We start from the raw sequence: 25,254 nt of genomic DNA, 5'->3' as shown, positions 1-25,254 counted from the left end.
TATCCCTATGCAAACAAGATTTTTAAGGCGAGCAAGCCTATTCTTGCTCTTTCTGCCAACACTTCTATCGGCACAGCCCCTCAAAAACGATGCTACCTATCGTACGGGTAAGCTTAAAAATGGCCTAACCTACTTCATTCGGCACAACGCCAAAGAACCTGGCGTGGCCGATTTCTACATCGCACAGCGTGTGGGAAGCATCCTTGAAGAGCCACGCCAACGCGGATTGGCCCACTTCTTGGAACACATGGCCTTCAACGGAACCAAACATTTCCGCAACGATGGCACCTCTCCGGGCATCGTTCCATGGTGCGAAACCATCGGCGTGAAGTTCGGAACCAACCTCAATGCCTACACCAGCATCGACGAAACGGTGTATAACATCTCGCAAGTGCCACTAAAACGCTCATCCGTAGTCGACTCGGTGCTGCTCATCCTACACGATTGGAGCCACTACTTGCTGCTGCAAGATAAGGAGATAGACAAGGAACGTGGCGTGATACACGAGGAATGGCGCACGCGCAGGGCGAAAATGGCCTCGCAACGCATGTACGAAAAGCTGCAACCCACCATCTTTAAGGGTTCGAAATACGAAGACTGCATGCCCATAGGCTCGATGGACATCGTTGACAACTTTCCCTACCAAGATCTCAAGGATTATTATCACAAGTGGTATCGTCCCGACTTGCAAGCCATCGTAGTGGTGGGCGACATCGACGTAAATGCCATCGAGGCCAAGATTAAGCAGCTGTTCTCTTCCATTCCCACACCCAAGAACCCTGCGAAGCGCATCTATTACCCCGTGCCCGACAACAAACGCATGATTGTGGCCGTAGAAAAGGATAGCGAACAGCCAATAGTTCTGGCTGGTCTTCACATGAAACACCCCGCCACACCTTTTGCGCAGAAAGGCCAAACCAGCTATGTGCGCGACGGATACATAGAAAACCTCATAACAGCCATGCTCAGCGAGCGGCTTACCAACCTCAAACGGCTTAATCCCTCGCCTGTACTCAGTGCCTCGGCACGTACGGGTAGCTTCCTCGTTACCCAAACCAAAGAGGCTTTCAGCCTGTCGTTTGGCTGCAAGGAAGACAATATACGTGGTTCGTTTCGTGCCGTTATCGGCGAAACCGAACGTGCACGCCGCTTTGGTTTTACCGATACCGAACTGCAACGAGCCAAAGCCGACGCGCTGCAACGTGCCCAAACGCGCTTTGCCGAACGCAACGAGCGTCGCAATCGCACGCTGGCGATGCAGGCCGTGCGCCATTTTCTGTCATCGGAACCTATGCTAACGCCCGATGAAAAGTTTGCCCTTACCAAGCGTTTCGATGCCGAGGTGTCGCTTAAAGAGGTGAACGAGGCCGCCCGAAAGCTTATTTCTAACGAAAATCAAGTGCTAACGGTGCTCGCTCCACAAAAGGCTGGCTTCACATTGCCCAGCAACCAGGAACTGGAACAATACGTTTTGCAAGCCCAAGCCGATAATAGCTATCAGCCATACAAGGAAGAGGCCCTGCCCGCAACCCTCATCGAGCACGCCCCCAAGGCCGGAACGATTGTGAGCGAGCAACCTTACGGACACTTCGGAGTTACCAAAATCGTGCTCAGCAACGGCATTGAGGTGTATGTTAAGCCTACCAACTTCGCCAACGACGAAATAACCATGCGCCTTTGGGGCGAAGGTGGACTCTCGCTTTGTCCCGAAACCGACGCCCCCAACTTCTCTTTCCTGCCCAATGCCATTGTTGATGGCGGTGTGGGCGCATTCTCGGCCGACCGCTTAGACAAGATGCTTGCAGGCAAACAAGTACGCGTTTCGCCCTTTGTTGGTCAAGAAACGCAGGGCATCAGCGGACAATCTAACCGCAAAGACCTAGCCACGATGTTCCAATTGGCTTATCTTTACTTCACCGCTCCGCGAACTGATACCACCGCTTTTGCCACCGACATCGACCGAAGACGTGCCATGATGAAAAACAGAAACGCCAATCCGCAGGTAGAATACAACGACTCGGTGTCGCTCATCGTATATGGGCGCAACGAGCGCACCGCCCCAACGACCCTCGAAAGAGTAAATAAGGCCAACTACCAGCGCATTATGCAGCTCTACCGCGAACGCTTTGCCGATGCCACGGGCTTTAAGATGCTACTTGTGGGCAATGTAAATATCGACTCACTTCGCCCACTTCTCTGTCAATATGTGGCCTCGTTGCCGGCAGCAGGACGCAAAGAGAGCTTTGTGAACAACTTTCCACAGGTGCGCAACGTAAACGAAACGCACGTCTTCACCAAAAAGATGAACACGCCATCGGCGCTTGTCACCATCATCTACACCTTCGACTTACCCTTCACACCCAAGTCTAACTTGGCTCTCGATGCCCTTCGTCGCGTGCTATCCATTGCTTTCACAGATAGCATTCGCGAAGAGAAAGGCGGCGCCTATGGCGTAGGTGTGCAAGGAGAACTCGACTGCAACAGTCGCCCCAACTCGTTGTTGAAGATTGGTTTCCGAACTGGCCCCGAGAAGTACGCCGCACTAATGCCCATCGTGTATCGTCAGTTGGCGCACGTGGCACAAGGTCGCATCAATCCCGAAAGTATCCGTAAGATTAAGGCTTACTTAAAGAAAGCTCACCAGCAAGAAACGCTTGTCAACGACTATTGGAACAGTATTGTGTACCAACAACTGCGATATGGCATCGATCTACACTCGGATTACGATGCATTGGTAGACCAACTTTCGGCCACCGACATACAGCAGGTGGCGCAAGCCATTATCAAGAGCAACCGAAGAATTGAGATAACAATGAAGTCAGAGTAAAAAAGCAGGGACATTACGCTAACTGCTACGTAGGGGTTGGTTTGACTGATGCGAGGGCTGAGTAAAACAAACGCTGGTATTGCACTAACAACTGCGTAGCTGTTGGTATAGCAGATGCGAGGGTGGAGTAAAACAAACGCAGGCATTACACTAGCTATCATGTAGCGGTTGGTATTACCGATGCGGGGGTAGAATAAAACAAACGCTGGCATTACGCCATCTACCGCGTAGCGGTTGGTCCTTTGGTAGGGCAGGGTTGGGAGCGAGAGCGACCTACCCTGCCTAAGCTGTATGGAGAGGAAACAAGGCCGTAGGTCTTGGTCTTTTTACGTTTAATGCGCTTCTAGGTGAAGATTACGCGTAATATTCTCCTACCCTTCCTATTATTATATGCCTACCATTTGATACCATCAACCCCGCTAATGCGGTAAGTTTCATTCGCGAACACCCCGTTTGTTTTACGCAAACTAACCAATAGAAAAAAACCAACCACTACGCGGTAGTTGGCATAAAGCATTTCCCTTATACCAAAATCAAGTAAAATATATATGCGAGTTCGGGATAGAACACAATCGTTATGCCCTCTGTTGCGTAGCACTAGTTGGCGAGATAGCTATTTCTTTACCTCTCCAATATTGTTCAGAAGGTATGGTTATTTATCCCAAACTCGCCAACTAGCCATTCCGTCGTTCGCATTTTCATCGTTCCGGAAATGCGCTTGCTAAGTCCTGATGATGCATTATTACATTAACCGCCCTGTTATATATGTTTTGGACGGCTGTTCCATGTTAGCTGGAATGCTGTTCCAGTTGAATTGGACCCCTGTTCCAACTTAGCTGGAACAGGGGTCCAACTTAGCTGTAACAAAGCGGGAGCTGAAAAAGCTCACTACAAGGGCTTATCGAATGAGGCGTGAGAGGTAGCGTTTGGAGGTAGGAAGGGTGAGTTGGTGGCGGTGATAGGCGGTGTAATGAACCGCCTAGATCGTGCCAAGCTAGTATCAAACGTTACGTGAATTCGGGGTAAGATGCGATGCTTTCTTGGGCAAGATTAGATAAAAAACGAATAGCGATCTCGCCAACTAGCGCTACGCGGTAGTTGACGTAGTGAACATATCTTATCCCAAACCCACGTAAAATATATGGTATCCTATCTTGGACGAACATATAACACGACCGTTTAAACTCTGCTTGCCAACCATGTTCCGCAATGTAACGCCACGAAACCAAACGCTATACTGACGCCCAAATATGCGGCACCCAATAACAATTGATTGGCATGAGCCATCCCCGAGGTTTCGTTTACCAGTGTGCTAAGCGTTGTTAGTCCGCCGCAGAAGCCCACACAAACCAGCAGCCGAAGCTGTTCGTTCATGCCGAAAGAACGTTGGAGAAGTTCGCCAACAAAGCCAATGACCAGGCAACCCAGAACGTTTGCGGTTAATGTGCCAAGTGGCAGTCCGCCATTGTTGGTTGCAGGCCATAGCCAACCTAATAAATAACGCAGCGCACTGCCAAATGCGCCACCCAATGCCACCAATATAATATTGTGTATCATAAATGTTACCGTTTTGTTTGTTGTGCATCTTGCCAAGCCTCAATTGGATATGCTAGGCGCATAAACAAAAAAGAGTGCCGCAAAAGGTGGCACCCTTTTTTTCACTTAATCCGAAATCGAGCAGATGAGTGGCCCATATAGCGCCACCTCATGCTATTGTTGCGACTTAAATGCCGCATATATCTTATCGGCGATGCTTTGCATTTGCTCGGCCGAGAGTTTCAGTTTTTCTTTCTTAAAGTCTGCGTCCGCCTCCGAATTGAGGGGCAACAGGTGGATGTGAGCGTGTGGAACTTCTAATCCTAGCACCACTTGCGCCACCTTGATGCACGGACAAGCCACCTTAACGGCTTGTGCCACGCGCTTGGTGAACAGCTGGAAAGCCGCCAGTTCGTCGTCGTTCATGTCGAAGATATAGTCCACTTCGCGGCGAGGAATCACCAGCGTGTGTCCCTCCATCAAAGGGTTAATGTCGAGGAAGGCATAAAACTGCTCGTTTTCTGCGCACTTATAGCTGGGAATTTCGCCAGCGGCTATTTTACTGAATATGTCCATGACGTTAATCGTTTTTAGGTTGGCGGTGCAGGCAAGAAGCGCTTTCGCTCTCGTCTTTAAATGGTAATCTTGTCAATTCTCAATTTAATGGTGCCGCGGGGGATGGTTATTTCCACCTCGTCGCCTTCTTTTTTATTGAGCAATCCCTGTGCGATAGGGGTTGTGATGGCTATCTTTCCTTCTTTCAGGTTGGCCTCACTCTCGCTCACGATGGTGTACGACATCTTGGCTTTCGTGGTGAGATTGGTCATATCTACCTTCGAAAGAATTTGCACGGCATCAGTGCTAAGGCGCGAAGTGTCGACAATTTTCGCCTCGTTAATGGCCACCTTGAGCTTGTTTATCTTGTCTTCAAGGTGAGCCTGAGCCTCCTTAGCCGCGTCGTACTCCGAATTTTCACTCAAGTCGCCCTTGTCTCTGGCATCGGCAATAGCAGCCGACGCCTTGGGGCGTTCAATGGATTCGAGCCGTCTAAGCTCTGCCACGAGTTTCTCGTAGCCTTCTTGTGACATGTAAGCCATATTTCTTTTAACCTTAAATTATGTTGGTGTTAGTTTTCCGATGACAAATAACGATAAATTCCGACACGCTCTTGTTGTCGGAATTTTTTATGTTCGTGTTCAACGTACTTTTCCTGCCACGACAACGTTCAAGCAAGCTTGACGATGCGCATGCGACTTATCGAAAAAGTTTCCAATATTTCTTTGTGTGGATATAGATGCTGCAAAGTTAGCGTTTTTTATGATAACAAGCAAGTTAAGCTTGTAAAAAATGGTTAATTATACGTTTTCGTAAGGGAGGAGAGGTGGCGTATAAAAGGTGGAAGGTTGAAAAAATGAAGAGGTGAAAAATGCTTCGTTTGGTGAACGGGTTAACTTCTCTACTGGCGAATTTGACCATTTGTTAACTCGTCAACCTGTTAACTTGTCAACTTGTCGGCTTGTCGGCTCGTCCATTTTTCAGTAGATTGAAATTTATGTTTATAAAGTTGACACTCTAAGTGTGAGCCGTGATTCCCCGCAATTGTTTTAACGGCTTCTCACCCGTGAGTAATAAGGGAATCTTTAAAAATATTTGAGTTTTTCTTTACACTTTCATCCTTTTTTCGTAACTTTGTAAACGTAATTCAGAATACCATCAATGAAAAAATTTTATCTACTACTTGCCGCCTCAATGGTGGCCCTGTTCTCGTACGCACAATCACGATTGCCCAACGTAACCCTCAAAGACATCACGGGGAAAAGTGTGCGGGTAGATACGCTGAGCAATAACGGTAAACCGCTCGTTGTGGCCTTCTTCGCCACTTGGTGTAAACCATGCAACCGCGAATTGAAAGCTATCGACGAGGTGTACGACGACTGGAAACGAGAAACAGGTGTGAAAATTGTGGCCGTGAGCATCGACCAAGCACAGAATATCAACAAGGTAAAACCCCTTGTAGATGAAAACGGGTGGACGTACGATGTGCTACTCGATCCCAATGGGGAACTGAAACGCGCCTTGGGCGTGCAGATGATACCCTACACCTTGCTGCTCGACGGCAAGGGGCACATTGTGTATAAACACAACGGATACACCGACGGGGCAGAAAATGAACTGCTGGAAAAGGTGAAGGCCTGCATGTAATAGTGGCGGGAATATGCCTATAAGATGGTGAAAAACCTGCCAACAAAATGGCAAAGGCTTGCCAATGGGCATGGCCTAAGCCTGCCCATAACATAACAACAACAAGTACAAGCATAGAGATATGTACCTGAACGATACGCTGAAAAATAATGCACGTAAACCGCAACTAGTGCTGCAACCCCGCCATACGTGTTGGACGAGGTTGCCGTTGCGCCGATTGTTTGCCGCAAACATTAGTTGTGCGTCTGCAAATAGTGCTCCACACAACTGCGCCCATTGGAAACCATGGGGCGTAGCATTTGTCGTGGCTGCATTTTGCGCATTGCCACACACTGTAATGGGGCAAGACGAACCGGAAAACAAGGGCTTAACCCTGCGCGGATCGATACAAACGGATATGCTGGTGCCCGAAAACGACAAGCAAACGGGGGCTACGAAGGCCAATGGCGACTTCCTTAACAACACTTATGTAGAGCTTGGCGCCTCGCTCAAGAATATCGATGTGGGTCTGCGTCTAGAGTATTTGCAATATCCCTTGCCAGGGTTCGAACCCGATTTCAAGGGTTGGGGCGTGCCTCATTATTATATAAAGTGGCAAACGAAACGCATGGAGCTCACGGCAGGAACATTTTACGAACAGTTCGGGTCCGGCTTCGTGCTGCGCACTTACGAAGAACGAAGCCTTGGAATAGACAACTCGTTGCTTGGCGGACGACTGAAAGTGAACCCGTTGCCGGGTGTTTTCGTCAAGGCCTTGGCAGGAAAACAACGACGATATTGGGAGCACAACGATGACTGGGTTGCAGGTGGCGACCTGGAATTGAACATCGAACAATGGCTGCCGGGCATGCAAGAGCACGACCACTATTTGATGTTGGGTGCGTCGGTGGTGAATAAGAACGAACCCGACGAGGTGATTATGACCGATGCCAGCCATCGTTTGCGACTGCCTCGCAACGTGATGGCTTACGATGTTCGTGCTAGATGGCAACACGGTGCATACAACGTGCTGGCCGAATATGCCCAAAAAGGACAAGACCCAACGGCCGACAACGGCTATATCTATCGTCATGGCTACGTGGCAATGCTGTCGGGGTCGTACTCAAAGCAAGGGCTTAGTCTGCTGTTGCAGGCCAAACGCAGCGTGAACATGGGTTTCCGCTCGCGCCGAAGCATGATGGGCACATCATCGTTCATAAACCATCTGCCCGCATTCACACTCGAACACACCTACGCCTTGCCTGCCATGCGTCCCTATGCCACGCAACCATTGGGCGAGTGGGCTTATCAAGCGTCTTTGGGTTACAAACTGAAAAAAGGCACGGCGCTGGGTGGACGATATGGCACCGCACTGAAACTGAACTTCTCGCACGTGCATGGCATCGACCAAAACGTACATGGCACGAAGGGGACAGACGGTTATGGGTCGGCGTTTTGGGCCTGGGGCGACGCCACTTACTACCAAGACCTGAACCTGCAAATGGAAAAACAATGGAGTCATGCATTGAAAACCACGCTGATGTACTCGAACCAACGATACAATAAGACCGTGGTTGAGGGTGAGGGCGGTATGATTCACGCCAACATATTCGTGGCCGACGTGAAGTGGAAGATGTCTCCACGCACCACATTACGCACCGAAGCGCAATACCTGCAATCGAAAGACGACGACGGCGACTGGCTTTTCGGCCTGCTAGAACTATCGTTGGCACCCTCGTGGATGTTCACCGTGAGCGACCAATACAATTCTGGTAGCACCCGCACGCACTATTATCAGGCGCTGGTAACGTTTAGCCATGGCGCACATAGGTTGCAAGTGGGTTACGGACGCACAAAGGACGGATACAATTGCAGTGGTGGCGTGTGTCGATACATCCCTGCAACCAAGGGCGCAACACTGTCTTACAGCTATAATTTCTAGGTGAAGGGGTGATGTTTTAGGGCTTTAAGTTGTTGGGGTCGTGAGTTTTTGAGGTTATAGAGTCATGAGTTTAAGCTCATAATCCACAAACATAACAGCTCACAAACTTATAAACTCACGGGCTAAAGAACTTATAACCTCATAAATTTAACAGCTCACAAACTTATAAACTCAGTAACTTAAGAGCTCACGAACTCATAAACTGAACAGCTCACAAGTTCAAAAACTCAGAAACTTAAGAGCTTACGAGCTCAGCAACTCAAGAGCTTACGACCTCATAAACTCATAAACAAAAGAACTCATACACTCACATACAATGCACATTAAACCATTACACATACTGCTTGCCACCCTTTTCTTGGGTTCGTGCAACGACATCGCGCCGAACGACAGGCTAATAGAAGTGCCTGCCACTGCGGCCAAACGCAAGGTGCTTGTAGAAGAATTTACGGGCCAGCGTTGCTCTAACTGCCCTGCTGCAGCCGCAGAACTGGCGCGGTTGCAGGCACAATATGGGGCCGATTCACTCATCGTGGTGGCCATTCACGGAGGAAAGCTAGCCCTTATGCCAGCAACCAACCCCAAAGGTTTAGCCACAACGCTGGGCAATAGCTATGCCGAACATTGGGGATATGCCACTTCCGCGCCTAACGCCTTAGTGAATAGGCAGCGCGCGGGTTCGCAAAAAGACGGATGGGCGGCCAAGATTCGCACGGCGTTTGAGGGCGAATCGGCCATGAATTTGAAGCTCGCCACCACTTATAACACCGCAACCCGAGAGCTACAAGTAAGTGCCACGGCGCAGGCTTTGACCAAAGGCATTGCCGGAAAACTGCAATTGTGGCTCGTTGAGGATGGTATTGTTGCCTTGCAGCAGTATCCCGATGACGTTCTGAAGCAAGACCATGTACACAACCACGTGTTCCGCGCCTCGCTTAATGGCGATTGGGGCGAGTCTATAAGTCTGGATGCCAATGGCGAAAAAACATTTATCCACAAGCTAAAATTACCTCAAGGCGTTAAAGCAGATAAGGCCGTGGTTGTCGCTTTCGTGTATAACGATAGCGGAGTGTTGCAAGTGGAAAGCAGGAAAGTTGGCATTTAAGCTTGTATTAAAGAATTGAAGGAGATAAGAAATAAAGGAGTAAAGAGGTAAGGAGTAAGTTCGAGACGTTAAGAACGTAAGGCGTTGAGCCGTATCCTTGGACATAATAAGCTGCGCTAGCTAATTAAACTAAGTAGACTAGGACAATTAGCTAGATGATAGCAACAAGATTGGCTAAGGCAAGTTAGCATAAACAGACCGGCCTCCAACCTTTTCGCCCTTTCCCTTTCTTCACCTTTTCACTTTAAAATAATTCATAAATTCATACATAGATCTATTTAACATGAAGAGATTTTTACTATTTAGCGTATTATTTTGCCTTGTATCGGCCATGGCGATGCAAGCTGCAAATCGCGAATTTGTATTGGTAGACACCAAAGGAAGTATAGTGGCAGATAAGGCCACACTGTCGTTTTCCAAGGTTGAAAATGTTGGCTTCGGTCCACAAATAAGGTCGGGCTTGTCTGTTCGCAACACTTCGGGTAAGGAACTGAACATTATGCTCGTCGTTGAAATTGTTGAAATCGCTGGTAGCGAAGCTGCTTTGGAAGTATGTTTCCCCGCTGAGTGCAATGCGTGGAGCAAGAAAGGCGCGTACAGAACAGGTTCAGGTAAGTTCGCAGCAAAGGCAAAAGATAAATCCATTGCAACTGATTTTAACCTTAAAGGCAAAGATCATTGCACCGCCGTATTGAAGTTTTACACCACAAACAGCCCCGAAAGTGACGAGATGGCAGAGCCCGAACGCCTGCTAACCACGGTTACATTGAAGTTTAAAGGTGATGCAACGGGGATTGAAAGCGTGAAAGTCACGGAGCGAAATACCAGTAACGAGGTGTGGACGGTTCAAGGCACGTTCGTAGGACGCAACATTACCAACCTCAATAGCTTACCAAAAGGGCTGTACTTGGTTCGTCAAAACGGTAAGACTACAAAGGTTGTTGTAGGAAAATAAACAAAAGTAAACCTCATCACAGCCCCTGTCTGTGGAGATAAAGCCTTACTTCAAACCCCTCTCCTTTTGGAGAGGGGGCGTAATTGGTTTAGTTGCTTCATCTCTATTTAGACGAAAATAGCTTGTCGTAGCTGGGCACACCCTTTCTTTTTTATTTTGGAAAGCGGTTTGAGGTGAGGTTTCTACCTCTCTGATAAAGGCCTGACATTGGCCTTATGATTTTTAAATTCACGAACAAACAAAAAATGAAAAAACAACTACTTTTGCGCCTTTGCGCGCTTATAACAATGTTCTACGTCTCCATAACGGCCTTTGCAGCCTTTGGGGAAAACAACTTAGCGCCTATTGCTGCACCGCGACTGTTCGTTGCCAAAGGTGCTACGAACGCCAAAGGCACGTTCTCGTGCGTTAACTATGGCAGCAACTCCGTCACTTCTTTCCGCTATAAGACTACCATGAACGGTAAGGTGGTGGAAGAAAAAGACGTGAAATTGGCTGAACCAATCAAAGCTGGCGACAACGGACAAGTACAGGTAAAGGTGCCGGCACTAAACCAAACGGGCGACTATCAACTGGTTTGCGAGATCACGCTCGTTAATGGTAAGCCCAACACAACGACCTTTTCGTCTTCCACGCTCGATATAACGATGGTCACCAAAGTGCCAACTTGTCGCGTGGTATTCGAAGATTATACTGCCACTTGGTGCCAATATTGCCCCCGTGCAACAGCCATCATGGAGTATTTGACTAAGAAACACCCCGACGACTTTATCGGAATAGCCGTTCATCAGGGTGACCCAATGTCTATTGGGGGTTATAAGCGCCCTGTCGTTGGTAAGATAGGCCTTCCTTACGTATGGTCTTCACGCACTGAAAAGGTAGGTGGGAATACTGGTGAAGAGGCTTATCAGAAGGTCAAGGCACGTGGAGCGGTGATGGATATCGATGTGAAAGCGCAATGGGACGCAAGCGGTAAGGCGATCAAAGTTCAGTCTACCACTACTTTCCGCACCAATCTGCCCAACGCCAATTATGCACTGGCCTACGTGGTAATAGAAGATGGTGTGCACAACGCAAGCTGGGGTCAAGCAAATGATTTTAATGGAGAAACCGGATTGTTAGCAGAAAACCAGGAATTTGGGCCATTTGTCAAAGAAGACAGAGTTGTATACGGTCTTAAATATAACCATGTGGCTCGCACGTTCTTAGGTATTGATAACGGTTTACAAGGTTCGTTGCCCAACAAAGTTGTGGCCGACCAAGCCATCAAGCACGAGGCTACGTTCAATGGAATAGGCAGAAGCTGGACTGCACAGAATAAAAACAACCTGCGCGTAGTGGTTATGGTTATCGACAACACCACGCACAACACCGCTAATGCTGCCCGTTGCCAGATAACACCCTATGGCACCACCGCCATTTCGGCCGCTAATGCTACGGCAGAACGCGTAGAAGTGGCCCGTTTTAACCTCAACGGCCAACGCCTCTCAGCACCCGAAAAGGGAATAAACATCGTGAAATATAGCGATGGAACTGTTGAGAAAGTGCGCGTTAGGCAGTAAAGCGTTAGGTCAAGAATAAGAGAGCGGAGAGTAGAGATAAGAAACAAGAGATTTAGAGATAGGAAATCGGAAATAAGAAGTTGACATCAAGATAGTCAAACTTTAATCTATATGTGTCCTTTACCGATTTGTCCGACCTGTCGGACCGGTCTGACCAACACGCCAGATCAGACCGATCGGTAGAAAGGCACAACTAAAAGAGGGAAGATTGAAAGAGTGAAAAAGATGGATGAAAGGTGAAAGGAAGAAAAGGCGAAAGAGTGAAAAGATGGCAAACGCCATGTAGGCAAACCGCTCTTCCCTGCCTTACAAACTTTTATCTTTTAGTCTAAGGAGATATGAAGTGAAGTAGTTATGAGATTAAGTCAAATGCCTTTGTCATAACGCTTAGGCAATTTATGCAAGTTCTCCTATTTATTTTCCAGTTCATATAGGTTTACTGGCTTCCCCAGGAACCTAGACCGACCATTCCAAAGGCCGTTAGCCGTCTTTTCACCTTTTCACCCTTTTACCTTTAAACGTATTCATTCATAAACTAAACGAAACATGAAAAGACAAACCTTTTTGCGCTTTTGCGCGCTCACGGCATTGCTTTGTATGCAGGCCTACACCCTTGTCGCAGAAGACATATATAGTCTATCTGTGGCCAAACAACCCCGAATGACGATAAAAACTGGTGCATCGGGGCATAAGAACACGTTCGTCATTTACAATTACGGCACCATCGTTCAAAACAACTGTCACTACAAGGCAACCATGAACGGTAAGGTGGTGGACGAAAGAACGGTTACATTCTCCACACCCCTACATCCGAACAGAGACGCAACCCTAACCCTGAACATCCCTGCACAGAGTAGGGCGGGCGATTACGAACTGACCTTAGAAATCACGCAGATAAATGGTAAGCCCAACGGAAGTCCTGGAAGGATTGCAAAACTACCCATCACCGCCGTCAACAAGTTGCCAACCTGCCGCGTAGTATTCGAAGACTACACCGCCAACTGGTGCTCATGGTGTCCTTCCGGCATTGCCATCATGCGGCAAATGACCAAGAAACACCCCAACGACTTTATCGGAATTGTGGCACATCATCAAGATGTGATGGTCGCAACAGGCTATGATGTTCCCGCTACACCCCACAGCGGTGTGCCTATTGTATGGGCTTCGCGCACCAACAAGGTAGAAGGCTTCACGGGCGAGCCATATTATCAGATGGCCAAACAGCGTGGCGCGATGATGGATATCGATGTGCAAGCGCAATGGAATGCAAATGGTAAGTCCATCAACGTACAGTCTACCACCACATTCCGTGGCTCAAGCAGAAACGTCCGCTATGCGCTGGCCTATGTGTTACTAGAAGATCGGATACAAAGAAGCGACTGGGCGCAGAGAAATGGTTATAGCGGTAGTAATAAATACTTAGGACTAAACTCGGAATTGGATTACTTTATCAAGTCGCCTAATCCTATTAAGAACTTCGTTTTCGAAGATGTGGTTCGCTCCCACATGGGTATTGCCAATGGATTAGACGCTTCTTTACCCCAGAGTGTTGTGGCCGACAAGCCGATTATACATAAGTCGGCGTTCAACGGTATTGGCGATTGGGTGACGGTATTTAATAAAAACAACCTGCGTGTGGTGGTTATGGTTATCGATAGAGAAACCGCTTGCATCGTCAACGCTGCCCGTTGCGTTGTCAAAGCTAAACCTTCAACCGACATTACACCCGTCACCACCACGAAAGAGCGGGTAGAAGTGGCACGCTTTAACCTCAAGGGCCAACGCATCTCTACACCCGAACCGGGCATAAACATCGTGAAGTATAGCGATGGAAGCGTTGAGAAGGTTAGTGTTAGGTGATCATTTGCGGGCCCTAGGCCTATGATTGCTTCGCTACTGATGGCAATAGGGAAGATTATTGATGGCTATCAGGTCAGCAAAACCTTGCTTCCCTAGGTTTATTGGCGTAACGAGTTTGTCTCGTTTCCACTATCGCCAAGCGACTTAACAACCTCAAAACAAGATAGGGGCAACCGCATGGTTGCCCCTTTTTCATGATGGTTTGCGATTAAAGGGGCTAGAAGAAACGACAGGTAAAAATGTCACTTTGCCGAGTTTACACCTTGTTGTTAGTAGTGAACAGTGACCACCTATATCTTGATAAAACCTCATCAATGTTTGCGGCGAATAATCAATGTAATGTGTGCGATTATTACCGAAAAGGCAGTAACTTTACCGCAGCGTTTTATATCAGGCCATTGGCTGCAACCATATATAGGCAGATACCACGTGGCAAGTAAGCCGAAGGCCAATCACCCCTATTCTTTTTCAATGTCGCCCCATTATCAACAACATGAACAATCAAGAAATATTAGCAAGAAAAGGAGCACAAAAGGTTACCGAAATACCCCATGATGTGCTCGCCCTACTTAATGCAGGCACGATACCAACCGTAAATCTCACCGAATGGTTGGCAGTAGACCATTCGCAACTAGTAAAGCGTGTCTTCCCCTCAATGGGTATTGATGCCGCAATGATAAGCCAAGTGGTTGAAGAAATCAATCGCCAAAAGAAGCCTTCAACGATGAATGTGATTAAAGTCGTTGGCTCGTTTTTGCATGAAAAGTATGCGAATACACCCCAATACACAACGCTCTTCCAACAATTAAGTATGCACCTATCCGACTCGGTGCGTTGCTATGCTTGCTATTTTGTGGTTTCTAATGCCGCTATACCCTTGGTTGATAAGCTAAATTTGCTGAAACCATTGGTGGCCGACAATCATTTTGGGGTTCGTGAAGTGGTTTGGATGGCATTACGACCAGAGTTGAGCGATAGCTTGAACATCTCTATTCCACTGATGACACAATGGGCAGAGAGCGATAACCCCAATATACGTCGTTTCAGTTGTGAAGCATTGCGCCCGCGTGGTGTTTGGTGTATGCATATAGAAGCATTGAAAGAGACTCCTGAGATATACTTACCCGTGTTAGAGAAGTTAAGGGCCGACCCTTCTAGATATGTGCAGGATAGTGTAGGAAATTGGCTAAACGATGCTAGCAAGAGCCGTCCCGACTTTGTTGCGGCTGTGTGTGAGCGTTGGGAAAAGGAAAGTCCAATAAAAGAAACACAATACATCATCAAGAAAGCGTCACGCTCCATAAAGGGCAAGTAAATAGGTATTAACTACATCTTTTTTGTATGCAGTAAAGGGTAAGCTTGGCTTATACGGTTGAAGATATGGTATGTATTCGTACCATCTATATCCCATCGTGCTCCCTCAGCATAGCTTCTGAAAACCATCCAGTTGGCTCTTGTTAAGCGTCTTTTAGTAAACGGGCGTGTTACAGATTAGATGTACTTCGATTCCAAGTTATCTGGAATCGGGTTCCAGTTAAGATGGAACAATGTTCCAGATAACATGGAACAGCCTTCCAAAATAGCTGTAACATGGCGGGAATTGTATTCGTTGGGTGGAAGAGCTATTTTATTGGGAAATGTGCGCATGTTTTTAAGGATGCCCAAGTAGGTTCACCGCTTGGTGTTTTGATACTTAGGCAAGATACAAGGCTTTTCCCTCGTGCGCGTATATATAATAAGGTGTGTGGTTGTTTGGAACGAAATGGTATTTATTGATTGGACATCAAACACCCAAGTTTACAAACCTACGCTAGGCTAGGATAACATACAGCTCATGTTTGCCCTTGTATTTATGGTTTGTTTTGCACTAACTACCGCGTTGTGATTGCTGGAGTAGTAGCCACCTTTACCCATCTAACTTTGTTCAAGGTCAATTGTAGGCATCGCTTCAACAATCTATACTATAGGCGTTGGGGGAATAAGAAACTCTCATTACGCCAACTACCGCGTAGCGGTAGTTGGAGAAACGAGGGACTAAAAACCATGCCACACGTCAGTATCATTTGCTTCCATATAGGCCACCAAACAAACAACAAACACAGTAAATACAAAGCTGCCACCTGTTACAAATAAGGCAGGGTAGGTTGTTTGCGCTCCCTACCCTGCCCTATAGCAAGCCCACCGCTACGCGGTAGTTGAATAATACCTACTCTTTATTCTCTTCTTTCAGCCTTTTGGGTGGTTCAGGCATCTCCTTGGCCTTAACCTTAATGGTGTCGAAGCCCTCGCCATAAACACCGATAACGGCACTCTGACTAACGAAGGCATTAGGGTCTATCAGCTTGATAAGGCGGAAAATCATTTGACTTTCGTTCTTCTTAGCCAGCACGCAGAGCACTTTCATCTCCTTACCCGTGTACCATCCGTGCCCGTCAAGTATGGTAACGCCATGGTCGGTATGCAAGGCGATGGCGTTGGCAATCTCTTGATACTTGCGCGAGAAGATAAGGAACTGCACCGATTCTCGTCGAGCGTTCATCACATAGTCGAGCATAAAGTTCTCTACAATCATCGTACATAGTCCGAAGACTGTCATCCGCGCCCGTTCGTAATACGTTCCGAACTGCGGAAAAAAGAAACAGCTGCCAATGATAAAGATGTCTACAAGGAACAACACCTGACCCAACGACAGGTTGAAAAACTTGTTTACTACGGCGGCAATGATGTCGGTTCCACCCGTACTACCATTATTAAGAAACACGATGGCCAACGACGAACCCGTTAACGTACAGCCGATGAGCAACGACATGAAGTTGTTTCCAGGGCCAAGTATCTGCACAAAGTCGTTAGTTCCCTCAATCTTTGGCATCAGCTCTTGCGCATATTCCAGCAAGAAATACAAGGCAGCCGTGGCATAGATGGTCTTTAACAGGAAGCGCCAGCCCAGTACCTTCAGTGCCAAAACCAAGAGCGAGATGTTGATGATGGCGTAAGTGTACTCTATATTAAAGCCCGTGGCGTAGTTAACAACGAGCGACGCGCCCATAACACCGCCCGTTACAATCTTGTAGGGTATGATAAACACCACCAAGCCAAAAGTGTATAGGCAGAGGCCAAGGGTGATAAACACATAATCTTTAATCTCGCTAAGGAGCATTTTATGGTCGATTGTCATATCGTATTTAAGTTTATGAGGGTTTTAGTTTATGAGTTTTTGAGCTGGGGAGTCTTTGAGTTGGGGAGTTTTTGAGTTTATAAGTTGGGGAGTTAGGGAGTTTTTGAGGGTTTGAGTTTATGAGTTTATAGTCTCAAAAACTAATTAACTCAAAAACTAATCAACTCATTAACTCAAAAACTCACCAACTTAAACATCATCCTTTCACCACGATGTTAACGATTTTCTTCGGTACAACGATCACTTTCACCACCTGTTTGCCTTCAAGGAACTTAACCGAGCGTTCGTCGGCCATGGCTGCCTGTTCTATTTCGGCATTGGTGGCGTTGGCTGCGAAAGCCTTTTGGAAACGTGCTTTGCCGTTAAAGGCGATGGCCAATTGCACTTCGCTCTCTTCGAGATACTTCTCTTCGTAGGCTGGCCACTGCGCATCGCACACCGTTTGCTCGTTACCCAGAGCCGCCCACAGCTCTTCGGCGATGTGCGGAGCGAAAGGTGCGAGGGCAACCACCAACTTCGAGAGCAGCTCTTTATTGGTGCAATGGGCTTGCGACAGTTCGTTTACGCATATCATAAAGGCTGCCACGGCCGTGTTATACGAGAAAGCGGGGATGTCGGCCGATACTTTCTTCAGCAATTTATGAACCGACTTAAGCTGTTCGGGCGTTGCCTCGGCCTCGTTTGGCATAAATTCATCCGTGCGTAGGTTGTAGAACAGGCCCCAGAACTTCTTCAAAAAGCGGTGACAACCATCAATTCCGTTGGTGTCCCACGGTTTACTTTGCTCCACAGGACCAAGGAACATCTCGTAAAGACGCAGGGTATCGGCCCCGTAGTTCTCAACGATGAGGTCGGGATTTACCACATTGTACATACTCTTCGACATCTTTTCGACGGCCCAACCGCACACATACTTGTCGTTTTCGAGCACAAATTCGGCATCCTTATATTCGGGTCGCCATGCGCGGAAGGCATCAATGTCCAGCACGTCGCCATGTACGATGTTCACATCCACGTGTATGGGCGTAACCTCGTATTGGTCTTTCAGCCCCAACGACACAAAGAGCGGAGCCTTATCACCCTCTCCTTCGGTTCTCTGCACACGATAAACGAAGTTGCTTCGGCCTTGAATCATACCTTGGTTAACCAACTTTTGGAACGGCTCATCATTTACGGCCACGCCCAAATCGAAGAGGAACTTGTTCCAGAAGCGACTATATATAAGGTGTCCTGTGGCGTGTTCCGTTCCGCCCACGTATAGGTCAACGTTCTGCCAATAGCTAACGGCCTCGTTGCTCACCAACGCCTCGTTGTTGTGAGGGTCCATATAGCGCAAGAAATAGGCTGAAGAACCAGCGAAACCAGGCATTGTATTCAGCTCTAAGGGGAACACTTGCACCCCGTCTACTAGGCTCTTGTCTACCACTTGGCGAGCTTTCTCGTCCCACGCCCATGCTTTGGCGTTGCCCAATGGCGGTTCGCCCGTTGCCGTAGGTTGGTAATTGTCCACCTCGGGCAATTCAAGCGGCAAGCATTCTTGTGGAATCATGTAGGGCATATCACCCTTATAATATACGGGGAACGGTTCTCCCCAATAGCGTTGACGCGAGAACGTGGCATCGCGAAGGCGATAATTCACCTTGATACGACCCAAGTTGTGGCGCGAAACATATTCTTTGGTCTTGGCGATAGCCTCCGTTACGGTCAGTCCGTTTAGCACCAGGCCATGCGTTTGGCCATCCTTGGCGGCGTTGTTTGCGGCGGGCGAGTTGATCACGATACCCTCTTTGGCATCGAAACTCTGCTCCGAAATGTCGGCACCTTCGATAAGTGGCACGATGGGTAGCGAGAAATGGCGAGCGAAGGCATAGTCGCGGCTGTCGTGTGCAGGCACCGCCATGATGGCTCCCGTGCCGTAACCAGCCAGCACATAGTCGCTAACCCAAATGGGAAGTGCCTCACCTGTGAGTGGGTTAATAGCGTAAGCGCCAGTGGGAACGCCACTAACCTTGCGGTCGGCAATACGTTCGCGTTCGGTTCTTTTCTTGGTTGCGTCTACGTAGGCCTGCACTTCTGCACGACGTTCGGGCGTAGTAAGGCGGTCTACCAATTCGCTTTCGGGAGCCAGCACCATGAAAGTAACGCCGAAGATGGTGTCGGCGCGAGTGGTAAAGATGGTGAAACGCTCGTTGCTGTCTTTCACGGCAAACTCCACTTCGGCTCCTTCCGAGCGACCAATCCAGTTGCGTTGGGTCTCTTTCAGCGAGTCGGTCCAGTCTACTTTATCCAATCCTTCGAGCAAACGCTGTGCATAAGCACTAACGCGAAGGCACCATTGGCGCATCTTCTTTTGCACAACGGGGTAGCCACCACGCACACTAACGCCGTCTACCACTTCGTCGTTGGCCAGCACCGTGCCCAGTTCGGCACACCAGTTCACCATCGTTTCGCCCAGATAAGCAATGCGATAGTTCATCAACGTGGCCTGTCGGGCATGCTCGTCCATAGCTTTCCACTCCTCGGCAGTGATATTTAGTTCTTCGCTACAAGCAACGTTAAGTCCTTCCGTGCCTTGCTTGGCCAATCGTTCTTCAAGCTGGGCGATGGGTAAGGCACGTTGTTGGTCGTTGTCGTAATACGAATCGAACATCTTTTGAAAAGCCCACTGCGTCCATTTATAATATGTTGGGTCGCAGGTACGCACCTCGCGACTCCAATCGAACGAGAAACCGATGCGGTCTAGCTGCTCGCGATAGCGCGCGATGTTTGTTTCGGTGGTTACGGCAGGGTGTTGTCCCGTCTGTATGGCATACTGTTCGGCCGGCAAACCATAGGCATCATAGCCCATGGGGTTAAGCACATTGTAGCCTTCCAGTCGCTTATGGCGGGCGTATATGTCAGAGGCGATATAACCCAAGGGGTGTCCTACGTGCAACCCAGCCCCCGATGGGTAGGGGAACATATTGAGTACATAGAACTTCTTCTTGCTTTTGTCTTCTTCAACGCGATAGGTTTGCTGTTCCTCCCATCGCTTTTGCCACTTCTTTTCTATTTCCCTAAAGTTATATTCCATCTTGTTTTATTTAATGTTTCTTATTATGAAGTTGCTAAGTTTATGAGCTTGTAAGTTTATGAGTTTAGGCTCTAAGGCTGTGGGTGATGAGTTTGTGAATGGTCAAGAACGCTCTTTTGCAGCTCGCAAACAATGCATCACGAACTTAAAAACTCCTTTGTTTCAGAAACTCAAGGCCTCATGGGTGAAGCGTCCGAAGACATTTCGGCTTGAAGGCGTTAGCCATTTGTTCGCCCTTTCACCCTTTCGCCTTTATTGGGCGTTAGCTATTTTTTCACCCTTTCACCTTTTCGCCTTTACTGGGCGTTAGCCATTTTTTCACTCTTTCACCTTTTCACCTTTTCACTCTTCCACCTACGGCCTCCTCATACGCTTATCATCCGCAAAGTTACTAAAAAGTTTTTTCCCCGAAATGCAAAGCGGCTGCTAATATGATTGTTTTGCATTTTGGGGAGAAAAATATACATAACAACTTGTCGTTTTTCATCACATCCACTAGCCCTTACGCGAGTTCGGGATAAGAGACGATACTTTTTGAGCAAGATTAGATAAAAAACGAATGGCTATATCACCAGCTACCGCGTAGCGGTTGGTCTGTTGGTATGGCAGGGTTGCGAATGAAGTGAGCTACCCTGTCTTGCAGATGGAATAACAAAGCTAGGCCGAAGGTCTTGGTCTTTTTACGTTTAGCGCATCTGTCATCAAGTCAATAGACGGATATGCGGGTAAATGCTATTAACGAAGAACATCGTTTTTATCCATTGGTTTCCAAAAAACAGATTGTTCAACTGTAAAAAGACCAAGACCTTCGGCCTTGCTTTGCTCACGCACAACTTAGGCAGGGTAGGTCGCCGTTGCTCTCCAACCCTGCCCTATCAACGGACCAACCGCTACGCGGTAGTTGGCATAACGAGTTTCTCTTACCCCAAACTTGCGTAAGCCCTGATCACTAGCGAATATCCCCTTATTAAGGTGGCGAGAGGCAAGTTCCTAACACAACAACATGATTTTCTTTTTGAAGATGTTCTCTTTTTTCGTATATTTGCGCTATGGCTTCGGCTAAATCACTTCATTTCATAAAGAAACCGCAGACAAAAGGATGACGATGAGAAGAAGAAACGTAATGATTATGGTGGCAGTGGTGTGCCTTCTGCTGGTGGTAACGATAATTTTCCACTGTTGCTGCAACAACAAAATAGACATAGAACGTGCGGTGGCAAGTGCCATTCACGGCGATAAGCTCTGCCTGGAACACGTGTACGAAGACGAGGAATGGGACAGCGTGCACATTCTTCGTCCTTATCAAGACCCACGCCAACTAGGTTTGCAGGTTAGCCATTCCGACCTCAAGGGCCTAAAAAACTTGTCACTTACCGACCAATATTGCACTTTAATCTTTGCCTACAAAGGTAGGCTGGTGGCCTATTCGCCTATTCGTAGGGCGGTTGTAGACCTCTCCGACATGAAAGGAACAAAGTTTCCACGAAGTCATGTGTTCCAAATGAAGAACAAAGGACCTCACTCCACCCTCTTCTTCAAAAGTAAATGGGCGCGATTAGCCCTACTACCACATCGCAAAAACACTGGCTTGAACGCCTAATCTCTCTTGAAGAAGGAACTTGGATTAAGGCCTTCTCACGGCGTTTAAGTGTTGACAATGCAGCGATTCAGATTTGGAGAACAAACCGGAACATTTTTTTTATTAAACACATCAATATGAAACCAGTCATCACACACATCACACGACACGCTATAACAAGTGGTATGTGCTACGCTGTGCTTTGCGCCTGCATCATGCTTATCGCCTTTTCGGCTTGTGCCTTTGTACCCACAGCCTCAAATTTTCCACGCGACAAGGTTAGACTTGGTATGAACACCAAAGAAGTAAAGGGCATAATGGGTAAACCATTCAGTGAAGATACGTTTGTTGAAGACAGAAAACATGTTGACGTTCTTCATTATAAGGAGGCGGTAAGAGTGAAAACACAGGGCTTTATACTTACCACTTCACTGCGGTTTGAGAACGATTCGCTGACTGCAATCACTCAAAACGAGAAGATGGTGGAAGAAGTAACGATAGAAAAATAAGCTCTAAGCATACACCTTACCAAGGTAAACCACCGCATTTTTCCCTTTCTCGTTTCCCCTAAACATACCTATTGTAACGCAGTTAGTTATCAATGGGCTTGTTACCAACGAGTGGTACTGCTGTTCCATGTCAACTGGAACAGGGTTACATATCAACAGGAACATTGTTCCATCTAACAAGGAATCGCGTTCCATCTAACATGTAACACGTCGAAAGACGAAAAAACTATGTTTTAACGCTCTGTAAACGGCATTTAAAAACATATTGGTTGCTGAACGTTTTGCATAAACTTACGATGCAAAACGTAAATTCTCAATAAAATGCCAAGTATATTTCACGCGATATTCTGCACCATTTCGCACGTTATGGCGAGCGCTAAAAGTCATCTCGCACCCTCCGTTTAACCCCCTTTGACAAAAGTATATTCCTTTTTTGACAGAAGAACATAAGGAATATAAAGTGCATATTACGCTTTGAGTTTATAAGTTTGTGAGTTAACAAATAAGTTTATAAGGTTGTGAATTTATAAGTTTGTGAGTTGACAAGTTGGTAGGCGAAGCATCTTTTCACCTTTTCACCCCTTCACTCTTTCACCTTTAAACGTCATCTTTTCACCTTTTCAACCCTTCACTCTTTCACCTTTCCACCCTCCCACCTTTATTTATATTCCACAATTATGCAAAACAAAGCACCTTACATTTTGCTTACCAAACTTTATCATAAAGGGCTTGTAAGGGGCAAAAGACTTACCTTCTGTAACGCATTGCATCGCATAGCTTAACCCATGACCATACAACGCGTTTCAAAACTTACTTTCTAACACCCCCGAAATGAAGCCGAGCGAAAGGTTATAATAAAATTCCTGCCCAAAAATTTGTAACTATCTTTTATTTGTTTTACTTTTGCCATCGTTCTAACTATAAACAATCTAAGTGCTAACATTATGTCCGAAGAATTGGAAGTGAAAGAATTGGACCAAGTTGTGGTTCGTTTCTCAGGGGACTCGGGTGATGGAATGCAGTTGGCCGGAAACATCTTCTCGACCATTTCCGCAACTGTTGGTAATGACATATCAACCTTTCCGGATTTCCCGGCAGACATCCGCGCACCGCAAGGCTCGCTAAACGGCGTGTCGGGATATCAAGTACACATCGGAGAAGACAAGGTACTTACACCTGGTGACTTCTGCGACGTGCTCGTGGCTATGAACGCTGCTGCGCTGAAAACGCAGTACAAGTACGCTCGCCCACAAGCAACCATCATCATCGACACCGACAGCTTTGGCCCGAAGGACCTTAAAAAGGCCGAGTTTACAACCGAAGACTACCTCGCCGAACTAGGTATCGACCCCGATTGCGTGGTGGCATGTCCCATCACTACCATGGTGAAGGAGTGCCTTAAAGACACGGGCATGGACAATAAGTCGATGCTGAAGTGCCGAAACATGTTCGCACTGGGTATCGTTTGCTGGCTTTTCAACCGAGATATGGAGTTGGCCTTCGATTTCTTACGCAAGAAATTCGGTAAGAAACCGCAGATAGCTGAAAGCAATATCAAGGTGGTGATGGCCGGATACGACTACGGACACAATACGCACGCATCGGTTCCGGCCACCTATCGCATCGAGTCGAAGGTGAAAACAAAGGGCCGTTATATGGATATCACAGGCAACAAGGCCACAGCTTACGGACTTATCGCCGCAGCCGAAAAGGCTGGGTTGCAACTGTTCTTAGGTTCGTATCCCATCACTCCCGCAACTGACATCCTCCACGAACTGGCCAAACACAAGAGCTTGGGCGTGAAAACGGTGCAATGCGAAGACGAAATTTCGGGCTGCGCAAGTGCCATCGGCGCTTCGTTCGCTGGTGCGTTGGCCGCCACTTCTACCTCGGGGCCTGGCATTTGCCTTAAAAGCGAAGCCATGAACTTGGCTGTTATCGACGAAATTCCACTTGTAATTATCGACGTTCAACGAGGTGGCCCATCCACAGGATTGCCCACCAAGAGCGAACAAACCGACCTTTTGCAGGCCTTGTACGGCCGAAATGGCGAATCGCCCATGCCCGTTATCGCTGCAACAAGCCCCACCGACTGCTTCTATGCTGCTTACGATGCATCCAAAATAGCACTAGAATACCTCACACCTGTGATCCTTCTCACCGACGGATTTCTTGGTAACGGGTCGGCTGCATGGCAATTGCCCGACATCAACAAGCTGCCCGACATCCATCCGCACTTCGCCACCGAAGAAATGCGTGGTAACTACACGCCCTATCGACGTGACGAAGCTACACAAGCGCGCTATTGGGCCATCCCTGGAACACCTGGTTACGAACATATTTTAGGCGGTTTGGAGAAAGACGGAAAGACAGGAAACATCTCTACCGAACCCGAAAACCACAACCTGATGGTGCACCTGCGTGCGCAAAAGGTGGCTGGCATCAAGGTGCCCGATGTGCAAGTGCAAGGCGATGAGGATGCCGACCTGCTTATTGTAGGCTTCGGTAGCACCTACGGACACCTCTTCTCGGCAATGAAAGCTTTGCGCAAGCAGGGTAACAAGGTGGCTTTGGCACAATTTAAGTACATCAATCCCCTACCCGCAAATACCGAAGAGGTGCTGCGGAAGTATAAAAAGGTGGTTGTGGCCGAACAAAACATGGGCCAATTTGCCATGTATCTGCGTGGAAAGATTGACGGTTTCGTGCCTTATCAATATAATGAGGTGAAGGGACAGCCGCTTGTTGTCACCGAATTGGTTGAAGCATTTAAGAAGATAATAAAGGAATAAAATGGCGACAAGAGGTTAAGGAGTTAAGAAGGAGAGAAGTTAAGCCATTATGTATTGTCGCGAATGGCAGTCGCTTTATAATAAAAGCCGATAACATGGGCAAGTCAAACAAGACTGAGAGAAGCCACAAAACCGACAAAACCAACCAACTTACTCTT

16 protein-coding genes and 1 pseudogene are annotated in these 25,254 nt (G+C 47.6%); 12 read left to right on the top strand and 5 right to left on the bottom strand.

Annotated features, from left to right (window positions below):
• Positions 1 to 7 precede the first annotated feature (7 nt).
• Together F453_RS0105555 and F453_RS16120 are read left to right on the top strand one after the other, a co-directional pair.
• Positions 8 to 2,827, top strand: a complete 2,820-nt coding sequence (locus F453_RS0105555) for a M16 family metallopeptidase (protein ID WP_018967129.1) — start codon at positions 8 to 10, stop codon at positions 2,825 to 2,827.
• A gap of 731 nt (positions 2,828 to 3,558) precedes the next feature.
• A pseudogene (locus F453_RS16120) lies at positions 3,559 to 3,750 on the top strand (hypothetical protein).
• Positions 3,751 to 4,006: 256 nt separating this feature from the next.
• On the opposite strand, the gene crcB reads toward F453_RS16120, so the two are convergent.
• The 3 genes from crcB to greA all read right to left on the bottom strand — a co-directional run bounded on the left by crcB (position 4,007) and on the right by greA (position 5,460).
• Positions 4,007 to 4,384 (bottom strand): fluoride efflux transporter CrcB, encoded by a 378-nt coding sequence (gene crcB, locus F453_RS0105550; RefSeq protein ID WP_018967128.1) that lies wholly within the window; start codon positions 4,382 to 4,384, stop codon positions 4,007 to 4,009.
• Positions 4,385 to 4,537: 153 nt separating this feature from the next.
• On the bottom strand, positions 4,538 to 4,939 hold the full coding sequence (locus F453_RS0105545) for an HIT family protein (RefSeq protein ID WP_009236829.1): 402 nt from the start codon (positions 4,937 to 4,939) through the stop codon (positions 4,538 to 4,540).
• 56 nt (positions 4,940 to 4,995) lie between these two features.
• Entirely contained in the window at positions 4,996 to 5,460 is a 465-nt protein-coding gene (gene greA, locus F453_RS0105540; protein WP_009236830.1) for a transcription elongation factor GreA, read from the bottom strand.
• Between the two features lie 619 nt (positions 5,461 to 6,079).
• Between greA and F453_RS0105535 the strand changes: the two genes are divergently transcribed.
• The 7 genes from F453_RS0105535 (at position 6,080) to F453_RS0105505 (ending at position 15,283) form a co-directional block, all read left to right on the top strand.
• Complete coding sequence (locus F453_RS0105535) at positions 6,080 to 6,565, top strand: TlpA family protein disulfide reductase (RefSeq protein WP_009236831.1); 486 nt, start codon at positions 6,080 to 6,082, stop codon at positions 6,563 to 6,565.
• 121 nt (positions 6,566 to 6,686) lie between these two features.
• The gene (locus F453_RS0105530; RefSeq protein WP_262502542.1) at positions 6,687 to 8,486 is read left to right on the top strand and encodes a DUF6029 family protein; all 1,800 of its coding nucleotides are present in this window, start codon (positions 6,687 to 6,689) and stop codon (positions 8,484 to 8,486) included.
• Positions 8,487 to 8,802: 316 nt separating this feature from the next.
• Complete coding sequence (locus tag F453_RS0105525) at positions 8,803 to 9,591, top strand: Omp28 family outer membrane lipoprotein (RefSeq protein WP_018967126.1); 789 nt, start codon at positions 8,803 to 8,805, stop codon at positions 9,589 to 9,591.
• Positions 9,592 to 9,874: 283 nt separating this feature from the next.
• On the top strand, positions 9,875 to 10,546 hold the full coding sequence (locus tag F453_RS0105520) for a hypothetical protein (RefSeq protein WP_081619121.1): 672 nt from the start codon (positions 9,875 to 9,877) through the stop codon (positions 10,544 to 10,546).
• Positions 10,547 to 10,791: 245 nt separating this feature from the next.
• Positions 10,792 to 12,108, top strand: a complete 1,317-nt coding sequence (locus tag F453_RS0105515; RefSeq protein ID WP_018967123.1) for an Omp28-related outer membrane protein — start codon at positions 10,792 to 10,794, stop codon at positions 12,106 to 12,108.
• A gap of 546 nt (positions 12,109 to 12,654) precedes the next feature.
• Positions 12,655 to 13,968, top strand: a complete 1,314-nt coding sequence (locus tag F453_RS0105510; RefSeq protein WP_018967122.1) for an Omp28-related outer membrane protein — start codon at positions 12,655 to 12,657, stop codon at positions 13,966 to 13,968.
• Positions 13,969 to 14,461: 493 nt separating this feature from the next.
• On the top strand, positions 14,462 to 15,283 hold the full coding sequence (locus F453_RS0105505; RefSeq protein ID WP_018967121.1) for a DNA alkylation repair protein: 822 nt from the start codon (positions 14,462 to 14,464) through the stop codon (positions 15,281 to 15,283).
• An 891-nt stretch (positions 15,284 to 16,174) separates the two neighbouring features.
• Here F453_RS0105505 and F453_RS0105500 read toward each other — a convergent pair.
• Positions 16,175 to 17,143: a YitT family protein gene (locus F453_RS0105500; RefSeq protein WP_018967120.1), complete on the bottom strand. Its 969-nt coding sequence runs from the start codon at positions 17,141 to 17,143 to the stop codon at positions 16,175 to 16,177.
• Between the two features lie 196 nt (positions 17,144 to 17,339).
• Positions 17,340 to 20,216, bottom strand: coding sequence for a leucine--tRNA ligase (gene leuS, locus F453_RS0105495; protein ID WP_018967119.1), 2,877 nt, complete (start codon positions 20,214 to 20,216; stop codon positions 17,340 to 17,342).
• Between the two features lie 1,105 nt (positions 20,217 to 21,321).
• Between leuS and F453_RS0105485 the strand changes: the two genes are divergently transcribed.
• From F453_RS0105485 to F453_RS0105475, 3 genes are all read left to right on the top strand, one after another.
• The gene (locus F453_RS0105485) at positions 21,322 to 21,816 is read left to right on the top strand and encodes a hypothetical protein (protein WP_018967117.1); all 495 of its coding nucleotides are present in this window, start codon (positions 21,322 to 21,324) and stop codon (positions 21,814 to 21,816) included.
• A 116-nt stretch (positions 21,817 to 21,932) separates the two neighbouring features.
• Positions 21,933 to 22,304 (top strand): hypothetical protein, encoded by a 372-nt coding sequence (locus tag F453_RS14680; protein ID WP_018967116.1) that lies wholly within the window; start codon positions 21,933 to 21,935, stop codon positions 22,302 to 22,304.
• 944 nt (positions 22,305 to 23,248) lie between these two features.
• Positions 23,249 to 25,096, top strand: a complete 1,848-nt coding sequence (locus F453_RS0105475; RefSeq protein ID WP_018967114.1) for a 2-oxoacid:acceptor oxidoreductase subunit alpha — start codon at positions 23,249 to 23,251, stop codon at positions 25,094 to 25,096.
• Positions 25,097 to 25,254 lie beyond the last annotated feature (158 nt).

Origin of the sequence: Hoylesella loescheii DSM 19665 = JCM 12249 = ATCC 15930, assembly GCF_000378085.1 — a bacterium.
Lineage (GTDB): Bacteria > Bacteroidota > Bacteroidia > Bacteroidales > Bacteroidaceae > Prevotella > Prevotella loescheii.
Note: the sequence above shows the minus strand (reverse complement) of the source record. Positions and strands in the feature narration are given on the sequence as shown.